1 protein-coding gene is annotated in these 538 nt (G+C 41.3%); it reads right to left on the reverse strand.

What is annotated here, in order from left to right; all coding sequences use genetic code 11:
• Positions 1 to 538, reverse strand: a 538-nt coding sequence (locus tag CBG25_RS00485) for a helicase-related protein (RefSeq protein ID WP_290603705.1), incomplete at both ends; no start/stop codon positions are given.

A 538-nucleotide genomic window follows, 5' to 3' on the forward strand; every position in this document is an offset into this window, starting at 1 on the left:
GATTTCAGGCAATAGGTCTTGATCGCGCATTAAATCAGCCACTTTGAATTCTGCATTTCCTGTTTGACGAGTACCTAACAACTCTCCTGGCCCACGAATTTCCAAGTCTTTTTGCGCAATGATAAAACCATCATTGCTATCTCTAAGTACCTGTAAACGTAATTTAGTCGCATAAGTGAGTGGGGTTTTATATAGTAAAACACAATGTGAGGCAACGCTCCCCCTGCCAACCCGGCCTCTTAATTGATGTAACTGAGCAAGCCCTAAACGCTCTGGATTTTCAATAATCATCAAACTGGCGTTTGGCACATCGACACCCACTTCGATAACTGTCGTTGCGACTAATAGTTGAAGTTTATTGGCAGTAAAATCTGCCATCACTTTTTGTTTTTCTACCGATTTCATCCGTCCATGAACTAAACCAATATTTAATTCAGGCAATAGGCGCGTGAGTTCTTCTTGTGTCGCTTGAGCGGCTTGTGCTTCAAGCACTTCAGAGTCATCAATTAATATACATACCCAATAAACTTGTCGTTTT

Origin of the sequence: Arsenophonus sp. ENCA, assembly GCF_002287155.1 — a bacterium.
GTDB lineage: Bacteria > Pseudomonadota > Gammaproteobacteria > Enterobacterales > Enterobacteriaceae > Arsenophonus > Arsenophonus nilaparvatae.